Below are 26,669 nucleotides of genomic sequence, written 5' to 3' on the forward strand. Positions count from 1 at the left end.
CGCTCATGCGATCCCCCCGCCGACGATGCTGACCTCGTCGACGCCGTCGGTCTCGGTCAGGCTGACCCGCACCTGCTCCTCGACCGAGGTCGGCAGGTTCTTGCCCACGTAGTCGGCCCGGATCGGCAGCTCGCGATGGCCGCGGTCGACCAGCACCGCCAGCTGCACCGCGCGTGGGCGTCCCAGGTCGGTCAGGGCGTCCAGCGCGGCTCGGACGGTGCGACCGGAGAACAGCACGTCATCGACCAGGATCACCAGCCTGCCGTCCACCCCGCCCACCGGCTCGACCGTGCGCCCCAGCGGTCGTCTGGCCTGCGTGCGCAGGTCGTCGCGGTAGAGGGTGATGTCCAGACTGCCCAGGCCCACCTCGACGCCGGAGAAGCCGGCGATGCGAGCGGCCAACCGGTGCGCCAGTGGCTGGCCGCGGGTCGGGATGCCCAGCAGCACCACGTCGGCGCCGCCTCGGGTCTTCTCCAGGATCTGGTGGGCGATCCGGTCCAGCACCCGGGAGATGTCAGCGGCGTGCAGGACCGTCTTGGCGCCGGCGGACCGCGGTGTCGACGGCGGCACCGAGACGGCCGGCGCGGTGAAAGTGGGCGTGGCGCCGACAGGTGTCGCCGGGCTTGGCTGCGCAGGCATGCTGCGAAGACCCCCTTCCCCGCCTCACTGGACGAGTCGTTAAAGGACGTCGAATCGACACTGACGGTAGCAGAATGAAGGACGGCAACCACGCCGCAGGCTAGTGTCGGGTTACCCGGTTACAGTATGTGGAAGTGTTACCCTGTGAAGTCAGCGTTACCAGCCGACATTGGGTGACAAGTCCGACGAGACGATTACCATGCGTGGCCACTTACGTTAAGGACGGGGACGTGACTGAGCACAACACTCCGACCATCGGTGAAGACGTCGCCGCGGCCCCCGGCGCTGAAGGCGTCGGCCCCGAGGCTGCCGGGCTGGCTCCCGGCGATCGTGAGTACGCCCGCGCGCTCGGCACCCGGCTGAGAGCGGTCAGATCCCAGCAGCGACTGTCCCTGCACGGTGTCGAGCGCAAGTCCAACGGCAAGTGGAAAGCGGTCGTGGTCGGCTCGTACGAGCGCGGCGACCGCGCGGTGTCGGTGGCCCGGCTGGCCGAGCTGGCCGAGTTCTACGGCGTGCCCATCTCAGAGTTGCTGCCCACCGAAGACGGCGCGCCCAGCAGCCGGGCTGACAGCGGTGGCAAGGTCGTCCTCGACCTGCAGAAGCTGCAACACGTGCCCGCCGAGGACGCCGCGCCGCTGGTGCGCTACGCCCACTCCATCCAGCGCCAGCGTGGTGACTACGGCAACAAGGTGCTCTCGATCCGCGGCGAGGACCTGCGAGCGCTGGCTCTGATGTTCGACACGTCGCTGGAGCGGTTGACCGAGAAGCTGCTCAGCTGGGGCGTGCTGGCCCCGGGCTCCATCGGGCACGGCCAGCTCGACTGAGAGCCTGCGAGGTCCTGAAAGCCTCAGAAGACTGAGAGCCTCGCCAGACTGAGAGCCTCAGGTGGCGGTCGCGCCGCCGGCCGGCAGTTGGTCGCGCAGCACCCTGCCCAGAAGCCCGTTCACGAACTTGGGTGACTCGTCAGTGGACAGCACCTTGGCCAGCTCGACCGCCTCGTCGATGGCCACCGCGTCAGGCACGTCAGCGGCCCACAGCAGCTCATAGAGACCGACCCGCAGGACGGCTCGGTCCACCCCCGGCATCCGAGCCAAGGTCCAGCCCTCTGAGTAGTCGCTGAGCAACTGGTCGATCGCCGCCCGGTGCTCGGCCACCCCCTCGATGAGTTCGATGGTGTAGTCGTTGACCGGCGGGTCGGCCAGCGCGATCCGCTCGGCCAGCGTCGTCACCGGGTCAGCTCCCCGAAGGTCAGCCTCGTAGATGAGGTCGACTGCGCGTTTGCGGGCCTTGCTGCGGGCGGCCATGTCAGATCATCCCGCTCTTCGCGCGAGCGCTCACCGCACGCTTGGCAGCGCTCATCGCGCGCTTGGCTGCGCTCCTCGGCGCTGGCGCGCCTGCGCTGCTCGCTAGGCGCGTCACCCTGCTGTTAATGCTCACTCAGCTCAGCCGTTGATCCGGCCGAGGTAACGGCCGTCCCGGGTGTCGATCTTGATCTTCTCGCCGGTGGTGACGAACAGCGGGACCTGCACCTCGGCACCGGTTTCGACGGTGGCGGGCTTGGTGCCGCCGGTCGCCCGGTCACCCTGCAGTCCCGGCTCGGTGTAGGTGATCAGCAGTTCGACCGAGGTCGGCAGCTCGATGTAGAGCGGCAGCCCCTCGTGCACCGCCACCACCGCCTCGGCGTTGTCGAGCAGGTAGTTCGCGCCGTCTCCAACCACCGCGGCCGGCACGTGCATCTGCTCGTAGGTGTCGCCGTCCATGAAGACGAAGTCCTCGCCCTCCTTGTACAGGAAGGTCATCGCCCGCTTGTCCACCGTCGCGGTCTCGACCTTGGTGCCGGCGTTGAAGGTCCGGTCGACCACCTTGCCCGACAGCACGTTCTTCAGCGTGGTCCGCACGAATGCGCCGCCCTTGCCCGGCTTGACGTGCTGGAATTCCACGACGGTCCACAGCTGGCCGTCGATGTTGAGCACCAGGCCGTTCTTCAGGTCATTCGTGCTGGCCATGAGTCGCTACGTCTCCTAAAAAATGGGATTGATGCACTGCCTGAGCGCAGCTCGGACGCGCCGCGAGCGCGAACCGCAGGCGGGCTCTTCGCCAGTTAGTTTAGCCGCCGCGCCGTGGCCGTCCCGCCGACCCGGCGGGCGCGTCTCAACTGGCCGGGGTGAACCCGAGCACCGGCCGGGCTCGGCCGCCGGACTCACGCAGCAGCGCCACCGCCTCGCCGGTCTCGGCGATCCCGCCGTAGACGCCCTCGATGCCGGCCGGAGCGATGGTGCGCCCGAAGGTCAACTCGCTGGCCTCGTCCGGGGCCAGCCGGCGCACCGGCATGGTGGCCGCGATCGCCGCGGGCAGCGGCAGCATGATCGGGTCGGGCAGCTCGGCCAGTCGCTCCAGGGTCAGCGCCTGATCCAGGCTGAAGACCCCCACCCTCATCCGGCGCAGCGCGGTGAGGTGGCCGCCGACTCCGAGCAGGTCGCCAAGGTCACGCGCCAACGCCCGGATGTAGGTGCCCGACGTGCAGTCGATGACCACGTCGACATCGCAGAAGTCCCCGACCTGGCGCGGCTCGCCGAGGATCTCGAACCGCTCGACCGTCACCGGCCTGGGCGCCAGGTCCACCGTCTGGCCGGCCCGGACCAGGGCGTAGGCCCGCTCGCCGCCCACCTTGATCGCCGACACGGAGGACGGCCGCTGCAGGATCTCACCGGTCAGGGTGGCGACCGCGGCCGTGACGGCGCCGGGGTCGAGCCCAGCGGCCGAGGCGGTCGACAGCACCGTGCCCTCGGCGTCGTCGGTGCTGGTCGCCATGCCCAGCCTGATCGTGGCGCGGTAGGTCTTGTCGGTGAGGATCAGGTGGTTCATCAGCTTGGTGGAGCGCTCCACGCCCAGCACCAGCACCCCGGTCGCCATCGGGTCCAGCGTGCCGGCGTGCCCGACCCGGCGGGTGCCGGCGATCCGGCGGACCTTGGAGACCACGTCGTGGGAGGTCATGCCCGCCGGCTTGTCGACGACGATCAACCCACCCGGCCCGGTCGGGCCCTTCTTCGCCATGTCGTCCTTCGCATAGTGCAAGCCCGTCGCGTCCTGCCAGAGGGTAGCGAACGGGACGCCGCACGCCTCAGCGCTGCTCGCCGACCACCAGCCAGCGACCGGTCCAGGTCCGCCACACCATCCCGACGAACCGCAGCCCGATGAAGGCCGCCAGGCCCGCCCAGACGCCGGCCAGCCCCCAGTCCAGCCACAGGGCCAGCAGGCACATCGGGACGAAGCCGCCCAGCGCCGCGACCACGGTGACCGTCCGGATGAAGGCGTTGTCGCCGGCGCCGAGCAGCACGCCGTCCAGGGCGAAGACGATGCCGGCCACCGGCATCATGCACACCAGCCACGGCCACAGCACGTGCAGCTGCCCGCGGACTCCCTCATCGGAGGTGAACAGCGTCGGTATCAGGTACCAGCCGGCCGCCATCACCGCGCCGAACACCACCCCGGCGGTGAACCCGTAGCGGCTGACCCGCCAGGCGGTGCGCTTGGCCGCCGCGACCGCCCCGCCGCCCAGCGCCGCGCCGATCAGCGCCTGCGCCGCGATCGCGAACGAGTCCAGCAGCAGGGCGATGAACGTCCACAGCAGCAGGCCGACCTGGTGCGCGGCGAGCTCTGCCGCGCCCATCCGGCCGGCCGCCCCGGCAGCGGTGAGGTAGGCGGCCTGAAATGCCAGCGCGCGGACCACCAGGTCACGGCTGACCACCAGTTGCGCCCGCATCACCTTCCAGTCGGGGGCGATCGGCACCCCCTCGGCGCGGATCGCCCGCAGCATCAGCACCGCCCCGACCCACTGGGCGAGCACGTTCGCGATCGCCGAGCCGGTCAAGCCCAGGCCCGCCGGGTAGACCAGCAGGGGCGAGGCCGCCGCCGACAGCGCGTTGGCCACGACGACGATCCGCACCGGGGTCCGGGTCTCCTGCACGCCCCTGAGCCAGCCGTTGCCGGCCAGCACGATGAGAATGCCGGGCAACCCAAGCATGGCGACGCGCAGCCACTCGGTGGCCGCGTCGGCGACCGGGCCCGGGCCGCCGGTGATCGCCTGCACCACCGGCCTGGCCACCAGTTGGCCGACCAGCACGGCGAGCAGCCCGATCCACAGCGCCAGCCAGGACGCCTGGACACCCTCGTTCACCGCGGCCGAGCGGCGGCCCGCGCCGTAGTAGCGGGCCGCCCGCCCGGTGGTGCCGTACTCAAGCGAGGTGCCGAGCACCGTCAGCATCGTCATCACCGTGCCGGCCGCGCCCAGGGCGGCCAGCTCGATCCGGCCGAGGTGCCCGACCACCGCTGTGTCGACCAGCAGGAACAGCGGCTCGGCCGCCAGCACCACGAAGGCCGAGGCCGCCAGCGACACTATCCGGCGGGTCGGGACGTCGACGACGTTCACCGGCGCCGAGCTGCCCAACGCCGGCTCAGGGCCGCCCAACCCCGGCTCGGGGCCGCTCAACGCCGGATCGCTGCTCAAGGCCGGCTCACAGCGCGCGGAACATGATCAGCAGGTCGACAAAGCCTTGCTGCGGACAGCTGAAGCCGCCGTAGCCGGGCGCGCGGCTACTCGTCGTCGTCGTCGGCTGCACGAGGCTTGCGGTAGGGGTCGGGGTCACCAGCCGGGACCGCGTGAGCCCGGGCTTGCTGAACCTGGGCGTCAGCCTGCCGGGCCAGAGCGAGCAACTCGTCGATGTGCTGGGCGGACTGGGGCAGCTCGTCGAGATAGAAGGAGACCGTCGGGGTGAACTTGACTCCGGTCTGGCGACCCACCTCGCTGCGGATCTGGCCCTTGGCAGCCTCGAGCGCGGCAGCCGAGTCGGCCCGTTCGACATCGTCGCCGAGCACCGTGTAATACACCGAGGCGTCGTGCAGGTCACCGGTGATCTTGACGTCGGTGACGGTCACCATGCCCAGCCTCGGGTCCTTGATCTGGCTCTCGATGTAGGAGGCGACGATCTGCCGGATACGACCGGCCATTCTGCGGGAGCGTGGCGAATCGGCCATGGCTGAACTCCTTGCTGTCGGTGTGAGTGCCCCACCGAAAGGTCATGCCCAGCGCCGACGTGCGGCGCTGAGCATGACCTTCTGGGACTCCTCGCTGACTAAGGCTGACTACTTAGCCGCGCGGCTTCTCGCGCATTTCGAAGGTCTCGACGATGTCACCGATCTTGATGTCGTTGAACGACCCGAGCCCGATGCCGCACTCGAAACCTTCGCGGACCTCGGTCGCGTCGTCCTTGAACCGCCGCAGCGACTCCACGTTCAGGTGCTCGTTGACGACGATGCCGTCGCGGACCAACCGGGCCTTGGAGTTTCGCCGGATGGTGCCGGAGCGGACGATCGAACCCGCGATGTTGCCGATCTTCGGGACTCGGAAGACTTCGCGCACCTCGGCCGTGCCCAGCTGCGCCTCTTCGAACTCGGGCTTGAGCATGCCCTTGAGCGCGGCCTCGATCTCGTCGATGGCCTGGTAGATCACTGTGTAATACCGGACATCGACGCCTTCGCGCTCGGCAGCCTCACGCGCCTTGCCCTCGGGCCGGACGTTGAAGCCGATCACGACCGCGTCCGAGGCGATGGCGAGGTTGATGTCGTTCTCGGTGATGGCGCCGACACCACGGCCGATCACCCGCAGCGAGACCTCGTCATTGCCGTCGTTGAGCTCGATCTTGAGCAGCGAGTCCTCAAGGGCTTCCACCGAACCGGACACGTCGCCCTTGATGATCAGGTTCAACTGCTGAACCTCACCGGCCGCCAATGCCTTGTCCAGGTCGTCCAGGGAGATCCGCCGCCGGTTGGAGGCCAGCTGAGCGTTGCGCTCCCGGGCCGAACGGCGATCGGCGATCTGGCGCGCGATCCGGTCCTCCTCGACGACGATGAAGGAGTCACCGGCGCCGGGAACCGACGTCAGGCCCAACACCATCACCGGAGTGCCGGGGCCGGCCTGATCGACGGTCTTGCCGTCGTCGTCGAGCATCGCCCGGACCCGGCCGAAGGCGTCGCCGGCCACGATCGAGTCGCCGACGTGCAACGTCCCGCGCTGGACCAGCACGGTCGCCACCGGACCCCGTCCGCGGTCCAGGTGCGCCTCGATGGCGATGCCCTGAGCGTCCTGGTGCGGGTTGGCCCGCAGGTCCAGAGCCGCGTCCGCGGTCAGCAGGATGCCTTCGAGCAGGCCGTCGATGTTGAGGTTGTTGCGCGCCGAGACATCGACGAACAGCGTGTCGCCGCCGTACTCCTCGGCCACCAGCCCGTACTCGGTGAGCTGCTGGCGCACCTTCTGCGGGTTCGCGCCTTCCTTGTCGATCTTGTTCACCGCGACCACGACCGGAACGTCGGCCGCCTGGGCGTGGTTGAGCGCCTCGATCGTCTGAGGCATCACGCCGTCATCGGCGGCCACCACCAGCACCACGATGTCGGTGGTGGAGGCGCCACGGGCACGCATGGCGGTGAACGCCTCGTGACCGGGGGTGTCGATGAAGGTGATCGCCCGATCGACGCCGTCGTGGCCGACGTGCACCTGGTAGGCGCCGATGTGCTGGGTGATGCCACCTGCCTCGTCGGCGATGACGTTGGACTTGCGGATCGCGTCGAGCAACCGAGTCTTACCGTGGTCGACGTGACCCATCACGGTCACGACCGGCGGACGTGCGACCAGCGCCTCGTCACCGCCCTCGTCGTCGCCGAAGGTCAGGTCGAAGGACTCCAGCAGCTCGCGGTCCTCGTCCTCGGGGCTGACGACCTGAACGTTGTAGTTCAGCTCGGCGCCCAGCAACTGCAGGACCTCTTCATTGACCGACTGGGTGGCGGTGACCATCTCGCCGAGATGGAACATCACCGTCACCAGGGCGGCGGGCTCGGCGTTGATCTTGTCCGCGAAGTCCGACAGCGACGCGCCACGGGGCAGCCGCAGCACCTCGCCGCTACCGCGGGGCACCTGCACGCCGCCCAGCGACGGGGCAGACATGTTGTCGAACTCTTGACGACGCTGCTTCTTGCTCTTGCGGCCACGGGTCGGACGGCCACCCTGCCGACCGAACGCGCCCGCGGTGCCAGCGCCTCGGCCACGGCCACCGGGACCGCCGCCGCCGGGACGTGGGCCGAAGCCACCGCCACCGCCGCCGGGAGCGCCACCACCGGGGGCGCCGCCGCCGGGACCGCCACGGTAACCGCCGCCAGCGCCGGGAGCGCCGCCACTGGGACCGCCGCGGTAGCCGCCACCACCGGCGCCGGGAGCGCCGCCGGGACGACCGGGACCGCCGGGACGACCGGCGCCCGCGCCGCCGGGGCCGCTCGGACGACCGGGCGCGCCAGGACGGCCTGGGCCGCCAGCGCTGCCTGGACCACCGCCGCGGCCGGGCATCATGCCCGGGTTCGGGCGGGGCGGCATCATGCCCGGGTTCGGCCGCGGGCCACCAGCGCCGGCGGGGCCGCCGGGACGGGGGCCGGCCGGACGGGGCGGCATCTGGGACTGACCGGGCGCGGCTCCGCCCGGACGCGGAGCCGCCGGGCGGGGCGGGGCCTGGCCGCCACCCACGCCGAACGGGTTGTTCGCCACTCGCTGCTGGCCACCGGGCCGGGGCGCGCCGGGCCGGGGCGCCGGCGTCGGAGTCGGCGCCGCGGGCCGAGCCAGGCCGGCGTCGGGCGCCGGAGCGGCCGGCGGGGCTGCGCTGGCCGCGATCGGAGTCACCGGAGCGGCCGGAGCCGCTGCGGGCGTCGGCGCGGGCGCCGAGACCGGCGCAGGCGCGGACGGAATCACCGAAGGCGCGGCGGATGGCTGGGCCACCGGCTGCGCGGCGGGCTTGGGAGCGGTCTTGGGAGCCGGAGCCGGAGCCGCGGCGGGGAACGCCTCACGCAGACGCCGGGCGACCGGCGCCTCGACCGTGGACGACGCGCTCTTGACGAACTCACCGAGTTCGCTGAGCTTTGCCAGAACTTCCTTGCTGGGTACGCCGAGTTCTTTCGCGAGCTCGTGTACGCGGGCCTTGCCTGCCACTGGACTCCTTTGTCGCAGGACCGGCGGAAAGCCCGCACGGTCCCGAATTAGGTGGGAAACGCAATCATGGTTGGCGCTTCATCGGGTGCTCATAGCTCTTCTTCTCACATTCGCTGCGTACTCGTCAGCGGAGGCTGACAAGAGGGCAATCGGTGACTCGGTCAGCCGGTCTATGACCCGGTGATCGACTCGACGTACTTCCGAACCGGCGTGGCGTCCAGCTGGGCGGTGCTGCGCAACGCCCGTCCGAACGCCCGACGACGCTCGGCGAGTTCCATGCAGCCGATGACCGGGTGAAGCCAGGCTCCCCGTCCGGCGGCACGGCGTCGCGGGTCCGGCAACACCTGAGCCGATGTGCCCGGCGGACTCGAAGAGTCACCGGCCTCGGTAGACGCTGCTGGCCCCGCCACAACGCGAAGCAGCTCGGTGGCCGATGTCCGCTGGCGGCAGCCGATGCAGGTACGCAGTACGCGCGCGTCATCGAGCTGGCCACCGTCGGACAGACGGCCAGAGACAACTCTACTCCCCACCGGCGCCAGATTCGGCCACCAATCGGTCCGGCCCGCGAGTCACGGGCCGGATGTCGATGGCCGGCTCGGCGTCCCACTCCTCGGCGGAGGGCTCAGCGGCCTCGGGCGGCTCGGCGTCGGAGTGGATGTCGATCCGCCAGCCGGTCAACCGAGCGGCCAACCGGGCGTTCTGGCCTTCGCGTCCGATCGCCAGCGACAACTGGTAGTCGGGCACCACCACCCGCGCGGCCTTGGCGATCGGATCGATGACCCGGACCTCGCGCGCGGCAGCAGGTGAGAGCGCGTTGCCGACGAAGGTCGCCGGGTCCTCGTCGTAGTCGATGATGTCGATCTTCTCGCCGTGCAGCTCGGCCACCACGTTGCGAACCCGCTGCCCCATCGGCCCGATGCAGGCGCCTTTGGCGTTGAGCCCGTCCACCCGGCTGCGGACCGCGATCTTGGTCCGGTGGCCGGACTCACGGGCCACCGCCATGATCTCGACGCTGCCGTCGGCGATCTCAGGCACTTCCAGGGCGAACAGCTTCTTGACCAGGCTCGGATGCGTCCGGCTCAGGGTGATCTGCAAGCCGCGCATCCCACGGCTCACCGAGACCACGTAGCACTTGATCCGGGTGCCGTGATCGTAGACCTCGCCGGGCACCTGCTCCGACTGCGGCAGGACTGCTTCGACCTTGCCCAGGCTGACCAGCACCAGGCCCCGCTGGGAGGCGTGAGCGTCGGCCTGGATGATGCCGGTGACGATGTCGCCCTCGTGACCGGAGTACTCGCCGTAGGTGTGCTCGTGCTCGGCGTCGCGCAGCCGCTGCATGATCACCTGCTTGGCGGTCATCGCCGCGATCCGGCCGAAGTCGGTGGGGGTGTCGTCGAATTCCTCGATCAGCTCGCCGTCGGCCGAGTACTCCGCCGCCCAGACGGTGACCGCGCCGGTCTTGGAGTCGATCTCGACCCGGGCATGAGGCATCGGGTGGTTGGTGTGCCGGTACGCCGTCAGCAGTGCCGTCTCCAGCGCCTGCAGGACGGTCTCGAAGGAGATCTCCTTCTCCCGCTCGATGCTGCGCAGTGCTGCGATATCCACTGAGACCATGCCTCAGGCCTCCTCTTCGTCGTTCTGCTGATGATCCAGATCGTCGCCGTCGAAGTCGGCGTCGTCGTCGTCAAGCTCGGGCTCGCCCGGCCGGGAGAACTCCACCTGCACCCGGCCCGGACCCAGGCCGGCCGTCGGCAGGCTGCGCCGCGCGCCGGCGACCTCGAGCACGACAGCCGAGTCATCGGCTGTCACCACCCGCCCGGTGAGCGGCTGGCCGTCGACGTCCACCGTGACCAGCCGGCCAGTGGCCCGCCGCCAGTGCCGCGGCTGGGTCAGCGGCCGGTCGACGCCCGGCGAGCTGACCTCCAGGACATAGGGGCCGGCGAAGCTCGCGCCGCTGCCGCTGTCGTCGTCAAGCACTTCTGAGATCGTGCGGGAGATGGTCGCGACGGCGTCGAGGTCGATGCCGTGATCACCGTCCACACTCACCCGGATAAGGCTCCGGCGGCCGGCGGCGGTCACTGAGAGATCGTCGAGGTCATACCCCGCAGCGGTGATGACTGGGCTGATCAGCTCGATCAGCTGTTGACGTTGCGGCGTTCGCGCGGTCATGTTCAGGCGCTCCCGTCGGTGTCCAGTTGTGGCCAAGAATGCCCCGTGAAGTACGGCGCGCCAGCTCTAAAGCTGTCTTACCAGCTTACCGGCATCTGAGAGACTGCTCGCGCCATGGCCGACATCTCGCGTAGAACGCTGTTGAACAGGGCGTTGCTGGTTTCCGCGCTCGGCGGCGGCGCGCTGCTCGGCCTGACCAGGCCGCTCAAGCACAAGCTCGCCACGCCACCGCCACCGCCGCCTGCGGCGCTGACCGCCGCGCTGGCCCGGCAGGGGCGTCTGCTGGCCGGCTATGACCAGGCGCTGGCGAGTCAACCGGCGCACCCCGGGGTAGCCGGCCTGCGTGCCGATGTGGCGGCACACGGCAATGCCTTACGCGCGGTCCTGGAGCGTTATCCGGGATGGCGGCTGGGCGTCACCGACTCCGCGTCGGGCGGCAGGTCAGGCCCGGACGGCAGGTCGGGCCCGGACGGCAGTGCGTCGTCGGACGGCAGTTCAGCCCCGGACGCCGGCGCGTCGCCGGGCGGCGGTTCCTCCCCCGTCGCCTCTGCCGGCGTCTCCGTGTCGGCGGGCACTCCCCCGCCGGGCGCCATCCTCGCGTCGCTGGCCGCGGCCAGCAGCGCCGCGGCGGCCGCTGCCACCCGCGCCTGCCTGGACTGGCCGGCCACCGAGCCACACGCCGCCGAGGTGGTGCCGCTGCTGGGCAGCATCGCCGCCTGCCTGACCAGTCATGCCCAGGTGCTCCGATGACCGCGCCTGACCAGGACGCCGTGGCCCGAGGCCTGCAGCGGGTGCTGGCCGCCCACCACGCCGCGGTCTTCGGCTATCCGGTCATCGGGGTGGCATTGCGCGACCCCGGCCAGGTTCAGCTGGTTCGCGGCCTGGAAGGGCGCCACCGGCACGCCCGCGACGAGCTGATGGCCCAACTGGTCAACCGCCGGGCCACCCCGGCGCCGGCCGAGGCCAGCTACGCCCCGGCCAAGCCGGTGACCGCGCCGGCCGACGCCCAGCGTTGGGCGCTGGAGCTGGAGCAGGACTGCGCCGCCGCCTACCGCTACCTGCTGGTGGCGCCGGTGCTGGTCACCGGGTCCGGCGCGAGCGGCTCTGCCGCCAACGGAGCCGGCCGCCAGGGGCTCAGCGCCGCCGAGCAGGCCGCCCTCCGGCGGCAGGCCTTGGCCGGGTTGAGCACCGCCGCCCTGAACGCCACCCAGTGGCGCTCGCTGCTGAGCCCGGCGACTCCCACGGTCGCCTTTCCTGGCCTGTAGTCAGCGACGCTCGGACCGGCCCGCCAGGGGCTCAGCGCCGCTGAGCAGGCCGGCGCCGCGTGATCCGGCGGCTTCAGTCTGGACGGCCGCGCGCCGGCAACCCGCCGGCCAACCAGCCATCGAGCAGCGGGACCAGGTCGAGCAGCTCATGCACCACCGCGTCCGGCGTGCCCTCGATGCCGGTGGTCTGCGCCGCGGGGATGTCGCTGTGCGGCACCAGCACGGCGTGCATGCCCACCCGGTTGGCGCCGAAGACGTCCTCGAACAGGCGGTCGCCGACGTACACCGCCCGGGCCGGGTCAGTGACTCCCACCGCGTCCAGCGCGGCCCGGAAAGCCTCAGGATGCGGTTTGGCCCAGGCGATCTCGGAGGAGTACACCGCGCCGTCGATCAGGTGGTCGACTCCGTCGCGTTGAAAGATCCGCTGGTGCTCGGCGGCCGGCCAGGTCGTGTTCGACAGCACCCCCACCTTCAGACCGCGTCCGCGCAGGGCGCTGAACAGCTCGGGCACCGCCGGGTCGGTGTAGCTGTGGGCGTCCCACCACTGGTAGTAGGTGCGACGCTGCTGCTCGGTCAGCGTCAGGGCCGCCTGCTCCACGATCTGGTCGAAGGTGCCGCTGCGGTGGTCATCGTCCTTGATCGCCGCCCACACGCTGCTCTCGGCCGCGTGCAGAGCGGCGGCCTGCGCCTCGTCGGCGGTGACCGCCAGCCAGCACTCGAAGGGGTCGATGGTGTGCCACGGCGTCAAGGTGCCGCCCCAGTCGAAGATCACCGCGTCCAGGGGTCGGCTGCTCAGGACTGCGCCGCCCATCAGAACAGCACCGTGCTCAGCGTGCCGATCTGGCGCATGCCCAGCCGGTCGTAGAGCCGGCGTCCGGCGATGTTGTAGTCGTTGACGTACAGGCTCACCGACGGCGCGACTTCCAGGGCGAGCTGCAGGACCGCCGCCATCGCCGCCGTGGCGACTCCGCGTCCGCGTAGGTCAGGGCGCACCCAGACACCCTGGACCTGAGCGGTCGCGCTCCCCAGCACCCCGATCTCGGCCTTGAACTCGACCTGGCCGCGCGCGTCGAAGCAGGCGAAGGCCCGGCCGGAGCTGATCAGCTCGGCCACCCGAGCCCGGTAGCCGCGTCCGGCGTCCTGGCCCGTCGGTGACATGCCGAGCTCCTCGGTGAACATCGACACCGCCGCCGGCAGGAACTGTGGCAACTCGCTCAGACGAACCCGGCGGACCCGGCTGTCGGGCTCGACGCCCGACGACGGCGTGTCGGCGTACAGCAGCGGCTGGCTGGCCCGCACGGCGCGCGCCGGGCCCCAACGCCGCGACAGCACCGCCCACATCGCCTCGACCGAGTCGCAGGCTCCCACGATCGACGAGCAGCCGCGGCCGGTCCGGGCCAGCTGGCCGGCGATCAACTCCAGGGCGCCGAGGTCCTCGCCGACCGGGATCAGGTTGCCGCCGGCGAAGGCCGCCGCCCGCAGCCCGTCGCCGGCCTCGCCGACGCCCCAGAGGTAGCCGCCCAGCCGCTGCGGATTCAGGTCCGGGGCGCGGCGCAAGCGGGCCTCGACCACGCAGTTGAGCACCCGGTCGCGCTGCACCAGTGACCGCACCGCCAGCTCGTCGGCAGCCGCCAGCACCCGCGGCTGGACCTGAATCACGGTCATATCCAAAACGTACCGCCAGCGCCCGGCTACGGCGTACCGGCGCTCTAGACCAAAGGCGTTTAAAGCTCTAGCGAAAGGCGTTGAAGCTCGAGGCGAAAGGCGTTGAAGCTCTAGAACGACGTGCCGTGGAACGGCGCCCGGTCGGTGGAGAACGCCAGCGCCAGCCGGGTCAGCAGCCGGGGATCGTCGCAGCGCAGCGCGCCCGCCCTGGCCAGGGTGTGCAGCCGGTGCCCGCCGAGATAGGCCGAGCCCAGGCCGGCCAGGCCGAAGCTGACCTGCGCCGGCCGGTCGGTCGGCTGGCAGCTGGCGCCGTCCGGGCCGCCGGTCAGCGCCAGCCGCTGGTCCCCCAGCAACGGGTCTGCGACCTCGATCACCGCCTCGATCTCGACCGGGTAGGTGCGCGCGGCCAGGGTCGCTGCCGCGTCGACCGGACGCACCCACAGGCCGTCGTTGACCGCGGTGGTGCGCACCTGCCGGAAGTCGTCGACCAGGAACGGCAGCGGGTCATCGACCGGGATCTGCTCGCTCTCGATGGTCTGGAACAGGTCCATGCCCAGCAGCACCTGCCAGAGCGCGGCGTGCGCCTCATCGCTGCCGATGACGTAGTCGGTGATCCGGCACAGCAGCGCCGGGATGCCGTCGTTCCAATTGTCCTTGACCCGGTAGCTGAGGTAACCCTCCGGATGCGCCAGGTAGAACTTCGCGCTCAGCCCGCCCCGGTGCTGCTCTCGGTCCAGGAACAGGTGGTCCCACCAGGACTCGTTCCGGTTGAGCGCCCCCGGCACCTGCTCACGCCAGCGGCGGTGCAGCTCAGGCAGCACCGGCCGGGCCTGCTCGGCGGTGAGCACCCGCACCTCACCGCCGGCCTTCTGCCCGGACTGGGCCAGCTTGGTGAGCCGCCGGTCGATCACGGTGCGGCGCGTCGAGGACGCCGGGCCGTAGCCGAACCTGCCGTAGATGCCGCCCTCGCTGGCGGTCAGGATGGCCGCCGGCACGCCCGCCGCGGCGAAGTCGCGCACCTGCCGGTCCATCAGCGCCCGCAGCACCCCGCGCCGCCGGTGCAGCGGGCTGACCGACACCCAGGTGACTCCGGGCACCGGCAACGCGCCGCCGGGCACCGTCATGGTGAAGTCGTAGTGGCCGGTGACCCCGACGAGCTGGCCCGCCACGGTCGCCACCGTGAACGTCGGCGGAATCCCGTCGAAGGCGTCCGCGGCGTCCTGCTGGGTGAAGTGCTCGCCGAAGGCGAGGCTGTCCAACCGCAGGATCTCGTCGTAGTCCTGCGGTGTTCCCGGCCTGAGTTCTAAGTCCACGACCGTTGAGTCTGCTCCGCTGGACCGACCGGCCACAAACGGATTACCGCCGGTGTCAGCTGATGGCGACGGTCGGCTCGCCGGAGCCGACGCCGGCGGCCATCATCTCCTCGGCCACCCGCAGCGCCTCTTCGATCAGCGTCTCGACGATCATCGACTCCGGCACCGTCTTGATGACCTCGCCGCGGACGAAGATCTGGCCCTTGCCGTTGCCGCTGGCCACGCCCAGATCGGCCTCGCGCGCCTCTCCGGGGCCGTTCACCACGCACCCCATGACGGCGACCCGCAGCGGGACCTCGATGCCCTCCAGGCCGGCGGTCACCTTCTCGGCGAGGGTGTAGACGTCGACCTGGGCCCGCCCGCAGGACGGGCAGGAGACGATCTCGAGCCGGCGCTCGCGCAGGTTGAGCGACTGCAGGATCTGCAGGCCGACCTTGACCTCCTCGACCGGGGGCGCCGACAGCGACACCCGGATCGTGTCGCCGATGCCCTTGCTCAGCAGCGCGCCGAAGGCCACCGCGGACTTGATGGTGCCCTGGAACGCCGGCCCCGCCTCGGTCACCCCGAGATGCAGCGGGTAGTCGCACTGCTCGGCCAGCAGCTCATAGGCGCGCACCATGACCACCGGGTCGTTGTGCTTGACCGAGATCTTGAAGTCGCGAAAGCCGTGCTCCTCGAACAGCGAGGCCTCCCACAGCGCCGACTCGACCAGCGCCTCGGGAGTGGCCTTGCCGTACTTGGCCAGCAGCCGCTTGTCCAGCGAGCCGGCGTTCACCCCGATCCGGATCGACACCCCGGCGTCGGCCGCGGCGCGCGCGATGGGGCCGACCTGGTCGTCGAAGGCTCGGATGTTGCCCGGGTTCACCCGCACCGCCGCGCAGCCGGCGTCGATCGCGGCGTAGACGTACCTGGGCTGGAAGTGGATGTCGGCGATCACCGGGATCTGGCTCTTCCTGGCGATCGTCGCGAGCGCGTCGGCGTCGTCCTGGCTGGGGCAGGCCACCCGGACGATGTCACAGCCGGTGGCGGTCAGCTCGGCGATCTGCTGCAGGGTCGCGTTGACGTCAGAAGTCAGCGTGGTCGTCATCGACTGCACCGAGATCGGCGCGTCACCGCCGACGGCCACCGAGCCGACCGCGATCTTGCGGGACTTCCTGCGCGGCGCGAGCACCGGCGGCGGCGCCGTCGGCATGCCCAACGCGATCGGAACGCTCACTGGAGTCTCCTCGGTCCTTCTATGTCTGCGGGCAGATGTTCGCCGGAGCGGACTCCGACGCGCGCGGTCAGCGCAGTTCGAGCAGGTCCACCACGAAGATCAAGGTCTCGCCGCCCTTGATGGCGCCGCCTGCGCCGCGATCACCGTAGCCGAGATGCGGCGGGATGATCAGCTCGCGACGGCCGCCGACCTTCATGCCCTGCACGCCCTGGTCCCAGCCCGCGATCACCCGTCCCTCGCCGAGACCGAAACTGAACGGCGAGTTGCGGTTGTAACTGGCGTCGAACTCCTCGCCGGTCGAGTACGCGACCCCGACGTAGTGCACGATCGCCTGCTGACCGGCCTGCGCGACCGGCCCGTCACCCTCGATCAGGTCACGGATCTGCAGTTCACCGGTCGGCTGGGCGGTCGGCATGTCGACCACGGGCTTGGTCAAGGCACTCTCCTTCAGGTTGCGGGTTGGCGTTCAGGTGCGCGGGTTGGTGCTCAGTCAGAGGTCAAGCGCTCAGTTGGTCAGTGTGATCGGCTTGACGATATCGGCGTACATCACCAGCACCGAGAAGACGATCAGGATGCTGGCCACCACGTACATCACGGGCACCAGCTGGGCGACGTCGACGAAGATCTGCTTCGGCCGCTTGCGCAGCCGGGCAAACCCGCGGCGGGTCGCCTCGACCAGCGCGCCGGCGACGTGGCCGCCGTCCAGCGGCAGCAGCGGCAGCAGGTTGAAGAAGAACAGCAGCAGGTTGACGCTGGCCAGCAGGCTGATCAGCATCGAGATCTTGTCCAGGGCCGCCACCTCGGCGCTGTCGGCGATCTCGCCGCCGATCCGGCCCAGGCCGATCACCCCGACCGCGCCCTCCTGGTCGCGCGGATTGCCCTGGAACACCGTGCCCACCAGGCTGGCGATCTTCTCTGGGAACTGCCGCAGGGCCTGCACGCTCAGCCCCAGCTGCTGCCAGATCACGCTGCGGATCTGGCCAGGGGTCAGCTGCTGGTAGGCCTCGGTGGTGCTGATGCCGATGAAGCCGGCCTGCTTGGTGTTGCCGGCCTCGTCGGCGTACTTGGTGTTGAGCACCGGGGTGATGCTCAGCTGGGTCGGCTGGCCGTCGCGGCGCACCGCCAGGTTGATCGTCTTGCCGGCCGAGGCCTCGATCACCCGCACCGCGTCCGACCAGTTCTTGATCGGGGCGCCGTTGATGGCGGTGATCGTGTCGCCGGCCCGCAGCACGCCGTTGGCCGGGGCCTTGCGGTAGTCGGGGCTGGTCGGGGCCGGGCAGCTCTGCTGGGTGGTGGTGCTGGAGACCACGCACTCGCTGACCGAGCCGACCGTGGTGGTCGGCGCCCGCAAGCCGATCAAGCCGTACAGCAGGATGGTGAGGATGAAGAAGATCAGCAGGTTCATGCTCGGGCCGCCGAGCATCACGATCATCTTCTTGCCCGGGGTCAACCGGTAGAACTGCCGGTCGCCGTCGGCCGGGGTCACCTCGGTGCGGCTGGCGGCGCGGAACTCCTCGACCAGCTCGCCCATCCGGCGCGGCCACCGCGACCGGCTGCCGTCCGCGCGCGGGGGCACCATTCCGATCATCCGGATGTAACCGCCCAGCGGGATGGCTTTGAGGCCGTACTCGGTCTCGCCGCGCCGCCGTGAGAACAGGGTGGGGCCGAAGCCGACCATGTACTGGGTGACCCGCACGCCGAACTTCTTGGCCGGGACCAGGTGGCCGATCTCGTGCAGGGCGATGGAGGCCAACAGCCCGACGGCGAAGGCAATCACGCCCAGTGCGTAAAGCACGCCTGTGTCATCCTCTCAAACCACCGGTCAGCCCCGGCGGTGTCTCAGCGTCAATTGTGCCCTGTCCGGCGCGCCTCGGCGGCCAACTGCGGCCGGTTACCCGATTCCCAGCGCCGTTCTCGCCTGCCGGCGCGCCCAACGCTGCGCCTGTTCCACGTCGGCGATGTCGCGCGGGTTCCCGGCCGCGGCGTGCTCTTCGCCGAGCCAGCGCTCGAGCACCACTGCCACGGTGTCGACTATGCCGAGGAAACCACAGGCCCCGCTGTGAAAGGCGGCCACCGACTCCTCGTTGGCCGCGTTGAAGACAGCCGGCGCGCAGCCTCCGGCGATGCCGGCCGCCCGCGCCAGCTCAATGGCGGGAAAGGCCTCGTCGTCCACCGGCTCGAAGGTCCAGGTCTGCGACTGGCGCCAGTCCAGGCCGGGCGCGGCGTCGGCGACCCGGTCGGGCCAGCCCAGCGCCAGCGCGATCGGCAGCCGCATGTCAGGCGGGCTGGCCTGGGCCAGGGTCGCCCCGTCGACGAACTCGACCATCGAGTGCACCACCGACTGCGGATGCACCACGACGTCGATGCGGTCATAGCCCACGCCGAACAGCAACTGGGCCTCGATCAGCTCCAGCCCCTTGTTCACCAGGGTCGCCGAGTTCGTGGTGACCAGCGGCCCCATCGCCCAGGTCGGATGCGCCAGCGCCTGCCGCGGGGTGACCTCAGTCAGCTCCTCGCGCCGGCGGCCCCGGAACGGGCCGCCGCTGGCGGTCAGCACCAGCCGGCGCACCTCGGCGGCGCTGCCCGAGCGCAGGCACTGCGCCAGCGCCGAGTGCTCGGAGTCCACCGGCACCAGCTGGCCGGCCGCGGCGGCGGCCAGCACCAACGGCCCGCCCGCGATCAGGGACTCCTTGTTGGCCAGCGCGACCGTCCGGCCCGCCTGCAGCGCCGCCAGGGTGGCCCCCAGCCCTTGCGCTCCGGCCACGCCGTTGAGCACCACCTCGCAGTCCAGGGTGGCCAGCTCGGCAGTCGCCTCCGGGCCGGCGAGCACCTGCGGTCGCGCCCGGCCGGCCGGCCAGTCGGCTGCCAGCCGCTCGGTCAGCTCCTGCGCCGCGTCCGCCGTGCTGACGCCGACATAACCGACCTGCCAGCGCACCGCCTGCTCGACGAGCAGCTCCAGGTTGCCGCCGCCGGCGCAGACAGCCGCGACCGAGAACCGGTCTCCGGCGGCGCCGATCACGTCCAGCGCCTGGGTGCCGATCGAGCCGGTCGAACCGAGCAGGACGATTCGGCGCGGGCCGGCAGAAGTGCTCATCGCGCCATTCTGGCCGACCTGCGCAAGCCCGGGGCGCCGACCTGCCCAGCCGCCGCTCCGGGCGCCAGAATGAGCGGGTGCCAGAATGAGCTGGCCCGAGCACGCCGAACCGCCGTACAGGAGTGATCGAACGTGGCAACCGAGTCCAACCCCATCGCCGGCACCGACGTCGAGCACTCGCGGACCCAGGAGCACGAGCGCCCAGAGGACTGGGGCTGGCACCACGAGTTCGTCACCGGGCGCCAGGTCGGCGGCTGGATCACGTTCTTGATCCTGGGCGCCCTGCTCACCACCACCCACTACAACGACACCGGTGACGTGGCGCTGATCGCGATGATGGTCGTGCTGGCAGCGGGCCTGATCTGGGACCGCAGGCGCCGCCGCACCCAGTGGCGCGGCTGAGGCCACCCGAGCTTCAGAGCTCGCTGATCCCCCACGGCGACTGGTAGTCGCCGGCCAGCAGCTCCAGGAAGGGCGCGGCGTCGAAGGCCTCCGGGCCGAGCACGCCGGCCCCGGCCCAGACGCCGCTGTCGATCAGCTCCAGGGCCACCACCGGGTTGACCGCGGTCTGCCAGAGCACCGCCTGGCAGCCGTACTCGGCCATCGACCACTCGTTGTCCACCACGTGGTAGAGGTAGCTCGATCGCGGCCGGCCGTCGACGCCCCGGCCGCGGACCCACACCCCCGCGCAGGTCTTGCCGCGCATCCGGTCCCCCAGGCTGGCCGGGTCGGGCAGGGCGGCGGCCACCACGTCGCGCGGGCTGACCAACGCCTGGCCCACTCGCAGCGGCGTCACCGAGTCCAGGCCCAGCCGGTGCAGCGTGCGCAGCACCCCGATGAACTCCGCGCCGAGCCCGTACTTGAAGTCGACCCGCTTGGCCTTGAGCCAGCGGGGCATCAGCAGCACCTCTTCGTGCTCGACGTTGACGCACTCGACCGGGCCGATCCCCTCGGGGAAGTCGAAGACCTCAGGCTCGCTGAACGGCTCGGTGGTGTACCAGCCGCGGCCGGCCTCGTAGATCACCGGCGGGTTCAGGCACTCCTCGATGGTGGTCCAGATGGAGAAGGTGGGCGCGAACATCGGCTGTCCGGCGGAGTCCAGCACCTCCAGGTTCGCCCCGTCGCGCACGCCCAGGTGGTCGATCTCTGAGAACAGGTGGTCACTGGCGTAGCGGGCCAGCACGTCGGACAGGCCCGGCTCGACGCCGATGCCGACCAGGGCCAGCTTGCCGGCCCGCTCCCAGTCGGGCGCCATCGCGAACTGCTCGTCACCCAGCTTCACGCCGGTCCGGGAGAACGGGTCCCGCGGGTGCGGGCGCGACAGCGACATCGCCATGTCCAGGTAGTGCGTGCCCGAAGCCAACGCGGCCCGGAAGATCGGCATGGTGAACCGCGGGTCGGTCGCCCCGAGGACGGCGTCGACGCGCTGCTCGGTGAGCAGCCGGCTGATCGCCGCCTCATCGGAGGCGTCCAGCTGAACCGCCGCCAGCCGCGGGTCCCCGGCTTCAGCCGCGGCCCGTCGCGCGCGTGCCAGGTCGTAGTCGGCCAGCAGCACGTGTTCGAAGAACGGCCGCCGGGCCGCGATCTTGGCCACCGCCGAGCCCACCCCGCCGGCGCCCAGAATCAGCAACCGCACGGGGTCACCGGCCGTCCAGCAGCGGTTGGAACGGGTCCCAGCGGGTGCCGTCGGCGGCGTCCTTGCGCCGCCGGGCGATCGCCGACAACGACTCCAGCACCACCCGGTTGGCCAGGAAGGAGGTGATGTCGGCGTGGTCGTAGGGCGGTGACACCTCGACCAGGTCGATCCCCACGACCGGCAGCTCGTAACAGATCCTCCTGACCGCGTCCAGCAGTTGCCGGGAGGTCAGGCCACCCGGCTCAGGCGTCCCGGTTCCCGGCGCGTGGCCCGGGTCGCAGACGTCGATGTCGACCGACAGGAACACCCCGTCGCACTCGTCCATGGCGATTGCGAACGACTCGGTGAGGCAGGCCTCCAGGCCACGGGCGGTGATCTCGGTCATCTCGTAGGAGCGCATGCCCTGCTCGGCCATCCAGTCCAGCGTCTCCGGCGGCGGCCAGTAGCCACGCAGCCCGATCTGCAGGAACCGGTCTCCGCGCACGGCGCCTGACTCGATCAGCCGGCGCATCGGCTGGCCGTGCCCGACCAGCGAGCCGAACTCGATGTCACCGGTGTCGGCGTGCGCGTCGAAGTGGATCATCGACACCCTGCCCTGGCCCAGGTGCTGGGCGACCCCGGCAGCGTCGGGCCAGGCGATGGTGTGATCGCCGCCCAGGATCAGCGGGATCGCCCCGGTGGCGGTCACCGCGTGCACCGCCACCTGCAGGTCGCGCACCGAGCGCTCGGCGTCGCCGGAGAACAGCTCCACGTCCCCGGCGTCATAGACCACCAGGTCACGCAGGCCGTCCACCCGCATCGCCAGCGACGGCCGGCTGCCGTCGTGGGCCAGGTAGCAGCTCTGCCGGATGAACTGCGGGCCGAACCGGGTGCCCGGACGGTGCGAGGTGCCGCCGTCGAACGGCGCGCCGAGGATCACCACGTCCGCGTCGGGATAACTGCCCGGATCGGCCCAGTCACATCGGGGCACACCCAGAAAGGTGATGTCGGGGCCGAACTGTGCGCCGTAGCGCGCCATGTCTCCTCCAGTTACCAGTGTTGCGAACCGGCCCGCGACCTGGGCGGTCGCGGCGCCGCCGAACCGGCGGTGGCCGAGTGGTCGGTCATCGCCTCAACGACTGCGACGGCGACGGCGCCCGGCCAGCTGGCCGATCGCCACCGCTAGCACCGCCAGCACGAACATCGCCGTCCCGATCACGTTGATCTGCACCGGCGTTCCGCGCGCCGCCGCGCCCCAGACGTACATCGGAAAGGTGATCGAGGCGTTGGAGGCGTTGAAGTTGGTGATGATGTAGTCATCGAAGGACAGCGAGAACGCCAGCAGCGCGCCGGCCGCGATACCCGGAGCGGCCAGTGGCAGCGTGATCCGGCGGAAGGTCTGCAGCTCGTTGGCGTACAGGTCAGCGGCCGCCTGCTCCAGCCGCGGGTCCAGGCCGGCGATGCGGGCCTTGACGGTGACGACCACGTAGCTGAGGCAGAACATGATGTGCGCGATGAGGATGGTGATCCGGCCCAGCGGTATCCCCGAGCTGACGAAGAGCGTCAGCAACGACGAGCCCATCACCACTTCGGGAGTGGCCATCGGCAGGAAGATCAGCAGGTTGGACCCGGTGCGGCCGCGGAAGCGGTACCGGGCCAGCGCGAAGGCGATCATCGTCCCGAACAGCGTCGAGACCAGCGTGGCCGCCACCCCGATCTTGAGCGACAGGCTCAGCGACTCGCACATCCCCGGCGCCCCGCACGGGTTCAGCCAGGCGTCGAAGGAGAACCGCTGCCAGGTGTAGTTGAAGCGGCCGTTGGGCTTGTTGAAGGAGAACAGCACCACCACCAGGTTGGGCAGCAGCAGGTAGACCAACGCCAGCACCGCCACCACCCAGACGACGTTCTCGCGCAGCACCGCCCATGGCGACCTGCGGCGGCGGGCGGGCGGCGCGGCGACGGCGGCGCGGCCGCGGGGCATGGTCGCGACCATCAGACCAGCTCCTCGGTCCCGGACTTGCGGATGTAGACCGAGACCAGCACCAGGATGGTCAGCATCAGCGCGAACGACAGCGCGGCGGCGGTCGGGTAGTCGTTGATGCGCAGGAAATAGCCTTCGATCACCTGGCCGATCATCGCGGTGTTCGGATTGCCCAGCAGCCGGGAGTTGATGTAGTCCCCGGCCGCCGGGATGAAGGTCAGCAGCGTGCCCGCGACCACGCCGGGCATCGACATCGGCAGCGTGACCCGGCGGAAGGCGGTGAACGGGGTGGCGTACAGGTCGCCGGCCGCCTCCAGCAGCCGCGGGTCCAAGCGGTCCAGGCTGGCGAACAGCGGCAGGATCATGAACGGCAGGAAGTTGTAGGTCAGGCCGGTCACCACGGCCAGCGGCGAGCTCAGCAGTTGGCTGCCGTTGGTCCAGCCCAGCGCGCTGGTCAGCTCGATCAGGTGGGTGCCGCGGAAGAACTTCATCACCAGGCCGTCGGAGTTCAGGATCGTCTGCCAGGCCAGCGTCCGCAGCAGGAAGCTGGTGAAGAACGGGGCGATGACCATCACCAGCAGCACCGATTTGAACCGGCCGGACTTCAGCGCGATGGCGTAGGCCAGTGGGTAGCCGATCAGCAGCGCCAGCACGGTGGCCAGGAAGGCGTACTGGAACGAGCGCAGGAACTGCCGGGAGAACTGCTGTAGCGAGTCGGTGTAGGTGGCGAAGTGGAAGGTCAGCTGGTAGCCCGTCTCCAGGGTGCCGGTCTGCAGCGACTGGGACAGCAGGAAGATCATCGGGATCACGAAGAACACCGCGAGCCACAACAGGCCCGGCAGCAGCAGGAAGTACGGCATGCCGGCGACCCGCCGCCGTGGCCGGACGGCGTCGGGCTCAGCGACGGCCTGAACGCCGCGGGACTGGGCGCCGCTGGTCATCCGGCCGCCTCGCCGTCGAGGTCGATGCCGGCCGCGCTGTCCTGGCCGGCGTCGAGGGCGAAGGTGTGCTCGGCGGCGAAGCTCAGGCTGACCCGGTCACCGGGCCGGTGGAGGGCGGCGCTGCGATTCTGCTCGAACACCGTCAACTGCTGGTCCCAGGGCGTGCGGACCAGGTACTGGGTGCTGACCCCCATGAAGCTGGCGTCAGTGACGACGCCAGTGATCTGGTTCAGGCCGGCGGCCGGCTCGACCGGTTGGCCGTGCGCGGTCTCACCGTGCACGGTGATTTTCTCGGGCCGGACGCCGACCCACACCTCCTCGATCCCGCTGGGCAGCCGGTCAGCCGGCACCCGCACAGTCCCGCTGGGCAGCGCCACCGTCGCCGAACCCGACTGCCGCTGCCCGACGGTGGCGCGGATCAGGTTGGACTGGCCCAGGAAGTTCGCCGCGAAGGTGGTGGCCGGGTTCTCATAGAGGTCAGCCGGCGCGCCGAGCTGCTCGATCCGTCCGGCGTTCATCACCGCGATGGTGTCGGCCATCGTCATGGCCTCCTCCTGGTCGTGGGTGACGTGCACGAAGGTCAGCCCGACCTCGGTCTGGATTCGTTTGAGCTCCACCTGCATCTGACGGCGCAATTTCAGGTCCAGGGCGCCCAGCGGCTCATCGAGCAGCAGCACCGCCGGCTTGTTGACGATGGCGCGGGCCAGGGCCACCCGCTGCTGCTGGCCGCCGGACAGCTGCGCGGGCTTGCGCCGGGCCAGCGTCTGCAGCTCGGTGAGCTCCAGCACCTCGGCGACCTGCTTGTCCACCTGCGCCGAACGCCGCCGCTTGAGGCCGAACGCGACGTTCTCCCAGACGCTCAGGTGCGGAAACAGCGCGTAGCTCTGAAAGACGGTGTTGACCGGACGCCGGTAGGCCTTGTCGTAGGTGATGTCGCGGCTGCCGATCCGGATCTCGCCGTGCGTCGGCTGCTCGAGCCCGGCGACCATCCGCAGGGTGGTGGTCTTGCCGCAGCCGGACGGGCCCAGCAGCGCGAAGAACGAGCCCTGCGCGATCCTCAGGTCCAGACAGTCCACGGCGGTGAACGGACCGAACCGCTTGGTCAGCGAGGTCAGCGTCAGATCGCCGGAGTCCGGGGACCCGCCCGCAGGCGTCGCGCCTGAACGGGCCGGGGCCGACTTGTCCAGCGCGCTGGCCGACTCTTGCCGCAACGGCTCAGCCACCGGTGGTCAGAGCCTGGAATGCCTTGTTGTACTTGGTCTCCTCTTCTTCGGTGAGACCGCGGAAGACATGCGCCCGGCCCAGCACCTCCTCGGAAGGGAAGATCAGCGGGTTGTTGGCGACGTCGGGGTCCTCGGCGACCAGGATGTCCTCAGCGCCCTTGACCACCGAGATGTAGTTGACGTAGCCCACGACCTGCGCCATGACCTTCGGGTCGTAGAAGTAGTTGATCAGGATCTCGGCGTTCTTCTTGTGCTTGGCCTTGTTCGGGATCACGAAGTTGTCCGACCAGATCAGATGGCCGGTCGAGGGCAGCGTGTACCCCAGGCTCGGGTTGTCGGCCTTGAGCTGCACCACGTCGCCGGTCCAGGCCAGGCACGCGGCGATGTCGCCGGAGGCCAGGCCCTTGCCGTACTCGTTGCCGGTGAAGCCCTTGAGCTGGCCGCTCTCCTTGGCCTCGGCCAGTTGCGCGATGGCGGCGTCGAAGTCGGCGTCGGTGAACTTGGCGGGGTCCTTGCCCATCGCCAGCAGCGCCATGCCGACGGTGTCGCGCATCTCGGTGAGCAGGGTGACCTTGCCCTTGAGCGCCTTGTCGGTGAGCAGCTGCTCGAACGTCTCGATCTTCTTGCCGCCGGTGGCCTTGGGGTTGTAGCCGATGCCGGTGAAGCCGGACTGCCAGGGCAGCGAGAACTTGCGTCCGGGGTCGAACTCGACGTCGGCCAGGGTGTCCTGGACGTTCTTGGCGTTGGGGATGTTGGCCTTGTCCAGCTCCTGCACCCAGTTCAACCGGATCAGCTTGGCCACCATCCAGTCGGTGGAGCACCACAGGTCGCGGCCGGTGTCAGCGCCGGCGCGCAGTTGCGGCTGCACCTTGGCGAAGAACTCGTCGTTGTCGTTGTAGTCCTCGGTGTAGGTGACCTTGATGCCGGTCTGCTTGCTGAAGGCGTCCAGGGTGGGGTGGGCCTGGGTGTCGTCATTGACGTCGATGTACTCGGGCCAGTTGGACCAGCTGAGGACCTTCTCGGTGTCCGAGCGGTCCGCCGCCGCCTGCGAGGACGGGTCGGCCTTGGTCGCGGTGCCCTTGGTGCCGCAGGCGGCCAGCAGGCTTGCCAGCCCCGCGCCCCCGATTCCGGCGAGCATGGTCCGGCGGCTGAGCAGGCCCCGGGTGAGGGCGCGGTCGAAGTCGTGATCCCGATCGGTAGGGCGGTCGGTCATCGGATGTCTCCCTCGTTCGATCGGGCGCGACGCCTGTGGACGCCATCGGATCTAGGCCATGCTAGCCAGGGATGGTCACATCTTCGTCGCAGGCGTGAGCGGCAATCGCAGAACGATTCGGCTGCCGGTTCTCCACGCAGGCAGGGACTTCCACCGGGCCAGGCGCAGGCCGCCGGCTCGCCCCGCCCCGGGCCGGCCGTTGCGGCCAGCCCAGCCGGCGCAGCGGGCTCTTTGTTCCAGCGGTCGACACCCGAGCGCACGATATGGGCCCTCTCAGAGTCATTTTGCTTCGGATTCACTTGCGTTATG

General features: G+C 70.3%; 27 protein-coding genes. 4 read left to right on the forward strand and 23 right to left on the reverse strand.

Annotated features, from left to right (window positions below):
• Positions 1-3: 3 nt before the first annotated feature.
• Positions 4-639, reverse strand: a complete 636-nt coding sequence (gene pyrR, locus VGB75_03235) for a bifunctional pyr operon transcriptional regulator/uracil phosphoribosyltransferase PyrR (GenBank protein HEY0166034.1) — start codon at positions 637-639, stop codon at positions 4-6.
• A 314-nt stretch (positions 640-953) separates the two neighbouring features.
• Between pyrR and VGB75_03240 the strand changes: the two genes are divergently transcribed.
• Positions 954-1,463 carry a transcriptional regulator gene (locus VGB75_03240; protein HEY0166035.1) on the forward strand — a complete coding sequence of 170 codons (510 nt, stop codon included), beginning with the start codon at positions 954-956 and terminating at the stop codon, positions 1,461-1,463.
• Between the two features lie 57 nt (positions 1,464-1,520).
• Here the strand turns inward: VGB75_03240 and nusB are convergent, their stop codons facing one another.
• From nusB to rimP, 9 genes are all read right to left on the reverse strand, one after another.
• Entirely contained in the window at positions 1,521-1,943 is a 423-nt protein-coding gene (gene nusB, locus VGB75_03245) for a transcription antitermination factor NusB (GenBank protein ID HEY0166036.1), read from the reverse strand.
• A 138-nt stretch (positions 1,944-2,081) separates the two neighbouring features.
• The gene (gene efp, locus VGB75_03250) at positions 2,082-2,645 is read right to left on the reverse strand and encodes an elongation factor P (GenBank protein ID HEY0166037.1); all 564 of its coding nucleotides are present in this window, start codon (positions 2,643-2,645) and stop codon (positions 2,082-2,084) included.
• 145 nt (positions 2,646-2,790) lie between these two features.
• Positions 2,791-3,693 (reverse strand): tRNA pseudouridine(55) synthase TruB, encoded by a 903-nt coding sequence (gene truB, locus VGB75_03255; protein HEY0166038.1) that lies wholly within the window; start codon positions 3,691-3,693, stop codon positions 2,791-2,793.
• A gap of 67 nt (positions 3,694-3,760) precedes the next feature.
• The gene (locus VGB75_03260) at positions 3,761-5,146 is read right to left on the reverse strand and encodes an MATE family efflux transporter (GenBank protein ID HEY0166039.1); all 1,386 of its coding nucleotides are present in this window, start codon (positions 5,144-5,146) and stop codon (positions 3,761-3,763) included.
• Between the two features lie 86 nt (positions 5,147-5,232).
• Complete coding sequence (gene rbfA, locus VGB75_03265; GenBank protein ID HEY0166040.1) at positions 5,233-5,673, reverse strand: 30S ribosome-binding factor RbfA; 441 nt, start codon at positions 5,671-5,673, stop codon at positions 5,233-5,235.
• Between the two features lie 112 nt (positions 5,674-5,785).
• Complete coding sequence (gene infB / locus VGB75_03270; protein ID HEY0166041.1) at positions 5,786-8,665, reverse strand: translation initiation factor IF-2; 2,880 nt, start codon at positions 8,663-8,665, stop codon at positions 5,786-5,788.
• A 170-nt stretch (positions 8,666-8,835) separates the two neighbouring features.
• A complete protein-coding gene (locus VGB75_03275) occupies positions 8,836-9,195 on the reverse strand; it encodes a YlxR family protein (protein HEY0166042.1) in 360 nt (119 codons plus the stop codon).
• Positions 9,185-10,279, reverse strand: a complete 1,095-nt coding sequence (nusA, locus tag VGB75_03280) for a transcription termination factor NusA (protein ID HEY0166043.1) — start codon at positions 10,277-10,279, stop codon at positions 9,185-9,187. Before nusA ends, VGB75_03275 begins: the two co-directional genes overlap by 11 nt.
• A 3-nt stretch (positions 10,280-10,282) precedes the next feature.
• Positions 10,283-10,834, reverse strand: coding sequence for a ribosome maturation factor RimP (rimP, locus tag VGB75_03285; GenBank protein ID HEY0166044.1), 552 nt, complete (start codon positions 10,832-10,834; stop codon positions 10,283-10,285).
• Positions 10,835-10,948: 114 nt separating this feature from the next.
• Between rimP and VGB75_03290 the strand changes: the two genes are divergently transcribed.
• The gene (locus VGB75_03290; GenBank protein ID HEY0166045.1) at positions 10,949-11,584 is read left to right on the forward strand and encodes a hypothetical protein; all 636 of its coding nucleotides are present in this window, start codon (positions 10,949-10,951) and stop codon (positions 11,582-11,584) included.
• On the forward strand, positions 11,581-12,099 hold the full coding sequence (locus VGB75_03295; protein ID HEY0166046.1) for a DUF4439 domain-containing protein: 519 nt from the start codon (positions 11,581-11,583) through the stop codon (positions 12,097-12,099). Before VGB75_03290 ends, VGB75_03295 begins: the two co-directional genes overlap by 4 nt.
• A 73-nt stretch (positions 12,100-12,172) precedes the next feature.
• Here VGB75_03295 and VGB75_03300 read toward each other — a convergent pair whose 3' ends face one another.
• The 7 genes from VGB75_03300 to dxr form a co-directional block, all read right to left on the reverse strand.
• On the reverse strand, positions 12,173-12,910 hold the full coding sequence (locus VGB75_03300) for an HAD family hydrolase (protein HEY0166047.1): 738 nt from the start codon (positions 12,908-12,910) through the stop codon (positions 12,173-12,175).
• Entirely contained in the window at positions 12,910-13,764 is an 855-nt protein-coding gene (locus tag VGB75_03305; protein HEY0166048.1) for a GNAT family N-acetyltransferase, read from the reverse strand. Before VGB75_03305 ends, VGB75_03300 begins: the two co-directional genes overlap by 1 nt.
• Positions 13,765-13,874: 110 nt before the next feature.
• Positions 13,875-15,077, reverse strand: a complete 1,203-nt coding sequence (locus VGB75_03310) for a GNAT family N-acetyltransferase (GenBank protein HEY0166049.1) — start codon at positions 15,075-15,077, stop codon at positions 13,875-13,877.
• Between the two features lie 55 nt (positions 15,078-15,132).
• Entirely contained in the window at positions 15,133-16,269 is a 1,137-nt protein-coding gene (gene ispG, locus VGB75_03315; GenBank protein HEY0166050.1) for a flavodoxin-dependent (E)-4-hydroxy-3-methylbut-2-enyl-diphosphate synthase, read from the reverse strand.
• A gap of 91 nt (positions 16,270-16,360) precedes the next feature.
• Positions 16,361-16,729: an FKBP-type peptidyl-prolyl cis-trans isomerase gene (locus VGB75_03320; GenBank protein ID HEY0166051.1), complete on the reverse strand. Its 369-nt coding sequence runs from the start codon at positions 16,727-16,729 to the stop codon at positions 16,361-16,363.
• Positions 16,730-16,798: 69 nt separating this feature from the next.
• Positions 16,799-18,088, reverse strand: coding sequence for a site-2 protease family protein (locus VGB75_03325; protein ID HEY0166052.1), 1,290 nt, complete (start codon positions 18,086-18,088; stop codon positions 16,799-16,801).
• Positions 18,089-18,184: 96 nt separating this feature from the next.
• On the reverse strand, positions 18,185-19,387 hold the full coding sequence (gene dxr, locus VGB75_03330) for a 1-deoxy-D-xylulose-5-phosphate reductoisomerase (protein ID HEY0166053.1): 1,203 nt from the start codon (positions 19,385-19,387) through the stop codon (positions 18,185-18,187).
• A 132-nt stretch (positions 19,388-19,519) separates the two neighbouring features.
• Between dxr and VGB75_03335 the strand changes: the two genes are divergently transcribed.
• Complete coding sequence (locus tag VGB75_03335; GenBank protein ID HEY0166054.1) at positions 19,520-19,789, forward strand: DUF2631 domain-containing protein; 270 nt, start codon at positions 19,520-19,522, stop codon at positions 19,787-19,789.
• A gap of 13 nt (positions 19,790-19,802) precedes the next feature.
• Here the strand turns inward: VGB75_03335 and VGB75_03340 are convergent, their stop codons facing one another.
• From VGB75_03340 to VGB75_03365, 6 genes are all read right to left on the reverse strand, one after another.
• Positions 19,803-21,023, reverse strand: a complete 1,221-nt coding sequence (locus tag VGB75_03340; protein HEY0166055.1) for a saccharopine dehydrogenase NADP-binding domain-containing protein — start codon at positions 21,021-21,023, stop codon at positions 19,803-19,805.
• Positions 21,024-21,027: 4 nt separating this feature from the next.
• The gene (gene speB, locus VGB75_03345; GenBank protein HEY0166056.1) at positions 21,028-22,041 is read right to left on the reverse strand and encodes an agmatinase; all 1,014 of its coding nucleotides are present in this window, start codon (positions 22,039-22,041) and stop codon (positions 21,028-21,030) included.
• A gap of 93 nt (positions 22,042-22,134) precedes the next feature.
• On the reverse strand, positions 22,135-22,995 hold the full coding sequence (locus tag VGB75_03350) for an ABC transporter permease (GenBank protein HEY0166057.1): 861 nt from the start codon (positions 22,993-22,995) through the stop codon (positions 22,135-22,137).
• Entirely contained in the window at positions 22,995-23,924 is a 930-nt protein-coding gene (locus VGB75_03355) for an ABC transporter permease (GenBank protein HEY0166058.1), read from the reverse strand. Before VGB75_03355 ends, VGB75_03350 begins: the two co-directional genes overlap by 1 nt.
• Positions 23,921-25,147, reverse strand: a complete 1,227-nt coding sequence (locus tag VGB75_03360; GenBank protein HEY0166059.1) for an ABC transporter ATP-binding protein — start codon at positions 25,145-25,147, stop codon at positions 23,921-23,923. The genes VGB75_03355 and VGB75_03360 overlap by 4 nt, the downstream gene beginning before the upstream one ends.
• Positions 25,140-26,360 (reverse strand): spermidine/putrescine ABC transporter substrate-binding protein, encoded by a 1,221-nt coding sequence (locus VGB75_03365; GenBank protein HEY0166060.1) that lies wholly within the window; start codon positions 26,358-26,360, stop codon positions 25,140-25,142. Before VGB75_03365 ends, VGB75_03360 begins: the two co-directional genes overlap by 8 nt.
• Between the last annotated feature and the right edge of the window lie 309 nt (positions 26,361-26,669).

The sequence above is a fragment of the Jatrophihabitans sp. genome (assembly GCA_036399055.1).
Classification (GTDB): Bacteria; Actinomycetota; Actinomycetes; order Mycobacteriales; family Jatrophihabitantaceae; genus Jatrophihabitans_A.